The 4674-nt window shown below is 68.6% G+C and carries 3 protein-coding genes and 2 pseudogenes; 2 read left to right on the top strand and 3 right to left on the bottom strand.

Translation table 11 applies throughout. The features are described from left to right. A partial coding sequence (locus tag WA944_RS26300) for a DUF7157 domain-containing protein (protein ID WP_526647498.1) occupies positions 1 to 292 on the top strand: 292 nt, incomplete at its 5' end. A 78-nt stretch (positions 293 to 370) separates the two neighbouring features. Here the strand turns inward: WA944_RS26300 and WA944_RS26295 are convergent. Both WA944_RS26295 and WA944_RS26290 read right to left on the bottom strand, forming a co-directional pair. After that, positions 371 to 1277: pseudogene (locus tag WA944_RS26295) on the bottom strand (2-hydroxyacid dehydrogenase). A 9-nt stretch (positions 1278 to 1286) separates the two neighbouring features. Then, positions 1287 to 1691: pseudogene (locus tag WA944_RS26290) on the bottom strand (ABC transporter substrate-binding protein); the annotation flags it as partial. 232 nt (positions 1692 to 1923) lie between these two features. Between WA944_RS26290 and WA944_RS26285 the strand changes: the two are divergent. Beyond that, positions 1924 to 2163 (top strand): DUF6480 family protein, encoded by a 240-nt coding sequence (locus WA944_RS26285; protein WP_526647497.1) that lies wholly within the window; start codon positions 1924 to 1926, stop codon positions 2161 to 2163. Here WA944_RS26285 and WA944_RS26280 read toward each other — a convergent pair. Beyond that, positions 2160 to 4349 (bottom strand): MMPL family transporter, encoded by a 2190-nt coding sequence (locus WA944_RS26280; RefSeq protein WP_526647496.1) that lies wholly within the window; start codon positions 4347 to 4349, stop codon positions 2160 to 2162. The two genes, WA944_RS26285 and WA944_RS26280, sit on opposite strands and share 4 nt — an antisense overlap. Positions 4350 to 4674: the final 325 nt, after the last annotated feature.

The raw sequence follows: 4674 nt of genomic DNA, 5'->3' as shown, positions 1-4674 counted from the left end.
GCCGCCGGCTGCTCCGGTCGCGCCGCCGCCCGCCGCGCCGCCGCCGGTTTACCAGCAGCCGGTCGCCCCGGCACCCGCCTACATCCCGCCCGCGCCGGACTACGTGCCGCCGGCGCCGCCGCCGAACTACCTGCCGCCGGATCCGGCGCCGGTGTATGTGCCGCCGGTGCTGCCGCCGCCCGCCCAGGTGCCGCAGTCGACCATTCCGCAACAGGAGCCCCGGTTACGGGACCGGATCATCGAACGGATCCCGATCATCAACCGGTTCCACGAGCCCGACCCGTACGGCTGACCCCACTTCCCGCCGGAACGGTATTCCAGGCGCGAAATTTCGAGGCAGCCCCGCCTGGAATACAGTTCCGGCCGGGCGTCAGCGGCGGACCAGGTTGCGCAGCGGCTCGCCACGCTGCAGACGCGAGATGTTCGCCGCCACCTCGTCCACACGACCGGTGAAGGTGTCGCTGGTGACCCCTGACGAGTGCGGGGTCATCAGCAGGTTCGGTAGTTCGGCGAACGGCAGTTCGCTTGGCGCACAGTCGCCGCCGGTGGGATAGCGGTACCAGACGTCGATCGCCGCGCCGCGGATCACCCCGCCGGCGAGCGCGTCGTAGAGCGCCCGCTCCTGCACCAGCGGCCCACGCCCCACGTTGATCAGCACCCCGTCGGGTCCCAGCGCCCTCAGTTGCGGCTCGCCGATCATGCCCCGGGTGTGATCCTCCAGCGGCGCCGACACCACGGCCACGTCGCATTCGCGCATCAGCCGGTCGAGGTCGCCGGTGTCGCCGACCCAGCGCAGTCCGGCATCGAGGGTGACTCGACCGGAACCGGTGACCGCCGCGGCGGTGCACCCGAACGGGCGCAACAGGTTCCAGCTGCGCAGTCCGATGTGCCCGAAGCGGACGAACCCGATGTGTGCGTCCCCGAAGATGGGTGGCTGGGGGATGGAGCTGTCGTACACCGGTGTCGCCCAGACATTGTCACGAAGTGAGCGGTCCTGGGTGAGGAACCCGCGGCGCAACATCACCGCCGCCGACACGACATACTCGGCGATCGACCGTCCGTGATGGAAAGTGTTGGTCCACCAGTACATCCGGCGACAGGGCGGCGAAGTCGATCTTGTCCGTGCCGGCCCCCGCGACGTGGATCAGGCGCAGCTTCTGCGCTTTGCGCGCCATGTCGGCGTCGAAACGGCTGCCGACGTACACCTCGGCGTCGCGCAACTGCGACTCGGGGACGCCACCGATGTGCCAGCGGATGTCGGCGGCAGCAGGCACGATGGCCTCGAACGCGAACGCATCCTGGCGGGCTTCGTCGGTGAGCTCCTCGGCCGCGCGGATCTTGCGGTCGAATTCCGGTGTGCCGTAGGCGGCCTGGGGCCCGTCGGCGAGCATGTACTGGTCGAGCGTGAACGCCGCGTCACCGGCCTGGTTGCCGTGCATGATCATCAGCAGGTACGGCCCGGTGTTCGCCGGGAACGGCCGCAGCTGGTACTCGAGCTGCGCGGCGGTGTCCATCATCTCGATCTTGACGTTGAGGCCGATCTCGGTGAACTCGCTCTGCATCACCTCGATGGTCTCGGCGATCTTCGGGAACTGCGCGGTGCGCGCGATCAACCGGATCTGGGTGTCGACGGGCACACCGTCGGCTTTTGCCTCGGCGACGAGCACCTTGGCCTTCTCGATGTCATGCGGCCCGCTGGTGGAGTCGCTGCGGCTGGCGTTGGAACACCTCATCGAGACCGGTGAGTACCGGGCCATCGCCACGATGTGGGGTGTGGAGCGCGGGATTGATCGACAAACCGGTGATCAACGGCTCCACCAGGTAGCCCGCAAAGGGTTTCCGTGTAAACGCCCCCATCCGGGGTACGCCTGGAATTCAGCCCCATCGGGGCGCGCCGGAACGACAGCGACAGGTGATCGACTCATGACAGCTCTGCCCCCGGATCCCGATCCCGTGAACGTCCCCGGTGAGGAGCGCGCCGGCGGCGTGCCCCCGGGTGAGACGCCTCCGGACTCGGCCCAGACCTCGGCGACGTCCAACGCGGATCCGACCGCCGGAAGCAAACTGACACCGAGGGCGATCGCCGCGTTCATCGCGATCGGACTGTTCGCGGCGCTGTTCGCCGTCACCGCGGTGGTTCTGGTGCTGCAACTGCTGGACTAAGAAGTCCCCACCGGGCTCGGGTGTTTGGACTCCAGCGCGGTGCCCTCGATGTCGAGGTCCGGGACGTAGCGGCCGAACCACTTGGAGTGCACCCACATCCGGCTGCCCAGCATGCTCATTACCGCGGGGATCAGCGTGAGGCGCACCACGAACGCATCCAGGAAGACGCCCACGGCCAGCGTCAGCCCGACCGACTTGATGATCGGATCGCTGCCAGCGAGGAAGGCGATGAAGACACCGAACATGATCAGCGCCGCGGCCGTCACCACGCGCATCGACAGGCCGACACCGTTGCGGACGGCCGCCAACGCGTCGTCGGTCCTGCTGAGCTCCTCCTTGATCCGGGAGACCACAAACACCTCGTAGTCGCTGGACAGCCCGAAGATGATGGCCAGCACGATGATCGGCAGAAAGCTGATCGTCTCTCCTGGTGTGATGCCGAGAAAGCTTGCACCCCAGCCCCATTGGAATACCGCCACCTGGACACCGAGCGCGGCGAAGACCGAGAGCAGAAAGCCGATGATCGAGGTGATCGGCACCAGCGCGGCGCGGAACGCCATCGTGAGCAACACGAACGCCAGGCCGACCACCACCACGACGAACACCGGAAGGGCGGCGGCCAGCTTGTCCGAGGTGTCGATGTTGGACGCGGTGGTGCCGCCGACCAGGATCGTCGCGCCGGTGTCGGCCTCGATCATGTCGCGGTCGGCCCGGATACGCTGGACCAGGTCAGCGGTCGCGGTGTCGTTGGGCCCGGTTGCCGGAATGACCTGGATGACCGCGGTGCTTTCGTCGCCGCCTGCGGGCGCGGCCGCGACGACGCCCGGTTCGCGGCCGACATTGGCGGCGATGGTGGACGCGGCCCGCGGGTCGGCCCCGGCCAGGTCGGCGACGACGAGCAGCGGGCCGTTGAAGCCGGGTCCGAGGTGTTCTGCGGTCAGGTCGTAGGCCTGCCGGGCGGTGTTGGACTCCGGTTGTGATGAGCCGCTCGGCAACCCGAGGTGCATGCCGAAGGTCGGCAAGCCGATCAGGATCAGCGCGGCGGAGCCGCCCAGCAGCAGTGGCTTGCGGAACCGCACGACGAATCGTGCCCACGCCGCGCCGAACGTGCGCTGCGGCGTGTACGCGGCGACATGGGCGACCTCTTTGGGCCGGCCGGGTTGCAGCGGTGCCCGGATGAACTTGGAGACCTTGGTGCCCGCGAAACCGAACAGCGCGGGCAGCAGCGTCAGCGCGATCAGCATCGCGATCAGGACCGCCGCGGCGGCGGCCAGGCCCATGTAGGTGAGGAACGGGATGCCCACCACCGACAGGCCGCACAACGCGATGATCACGGTCAGCGCCGCGAACACCACGGCGCCGCCTGCGGTGCCCACGGCCAGCCCGGCGGCTTCCTCGCCCGGCATCAGCAGCAGCCGGTTGTTGCGGTACCGGTTGAGGATGAACAGCGCATAGTCGATGCCGCAGGCAAGACCCAGCATCAGCGCCAGCGACAACGAGGCGGTGGGCATGTCCACGAACGCCGCGACGACGAAGATCCCGAGTGCGCCGATGCCGACGCCGATGCTGGCCGTCAGGATCGGCAGTCCCGCGGCGACGACGGCGCCGAAGGTGATCAGCAGGATCAGGAACGCGACGCCGGCCCCGATGATCTCGGGGAGGTGGGGGACGCTGACCTTGTAGCCGGGGTACACGCTGCCTGCGTATTCGACGCGCACACCCGCGTCCCGCGCCGACGCCATCGCGGACTCCAGTGAGGCCAGCGAGGCATCGGTGACCTCGCCGAGGGGGGCTTCCCACTGCACGGTGCCCAGGCCGACCCGCCCGTCCGGGGCGATCTGCCCGGTCTGTGTGGGTCCGGCGGCCGCTGCGACGCCGGGAATCGTGTTGACGGTCGCGACGGCCTCACCGATTCCCGTGGCCAGTGCTGGATCGGTGATCGCGCGCCCCTCGGGAGCGGCGAACGTGAGCTGGGTCTGCGCGCCGCCGAAGGCCGGCAACTCCTGGCGCAACTGCTCGACGGCCCGCTGCGATTCGGTGCCGGGGATGGTGAAGTTGTCGCTGGGCTCACCGCGGAACCCGACGAACGCGACCGCCACGGCGGCGAGGGCGGCCAGCCAGGCGCCCAGTACCAGCCAGCGGCGGCGATAGCTGAACCCACCGATTGCGAACAGGTAGCGCGACATCGTGTTGGTGTCTTCTTTCGGTCATGACCACAGGGACTTGGCCCAGCAATGCCCGCAGCGGCGATGGGTTATACGTCCCGCGCGCTGTGATCTGCGTGACCCGAGTCCCTCAAACACGTGATCTTCGTGCCGTTGCCTTTTGTTGAGCGAATGTGGGTTCGCTTGTTCATCAGGCAGCCTCGCCTTGCGGTGAGGCGGTCCCCGTCTGGTCCACCGGCCGGTGGTGCGGGGTTGACGTTTCATCGCCTGCTACGTTGCCCGCTGGCGCGGGTTCGGTCTCACGCATGGCTCCACGTCCTGCCACCGGGCCACTCCCGGCGGGACT

This window comes from Mycobacterium sp. (assembly GCF_049683355.1).
GTDB lineage: Bacteria > Actinomycetota > Actinomycetes > Mycobacteriales > Mycobacteriaceae > Mycobacterium.
This window is presented reverse-complemented; position numbering and strand designations above follow the sequence as displayed.

What these genes read in the sequence shown, in the direction of transcription:
- WA944_RS26285 (WP_526647497.1), top strand. Translation starts at nt 1,924, where the DNA reads ATGACAGCTCTGCCCCCGGATCCCGATCCCGTGAACGTCCCCGGTGAG.
- WA944_RS26280 (WP_526647496.1), bottom strand. Translation starts at nt 4,349, where the DNA reads ATGTCGCGCTACCTGTTCGCAATCGGTGGGTTCAGCTATCGCCGCCGC.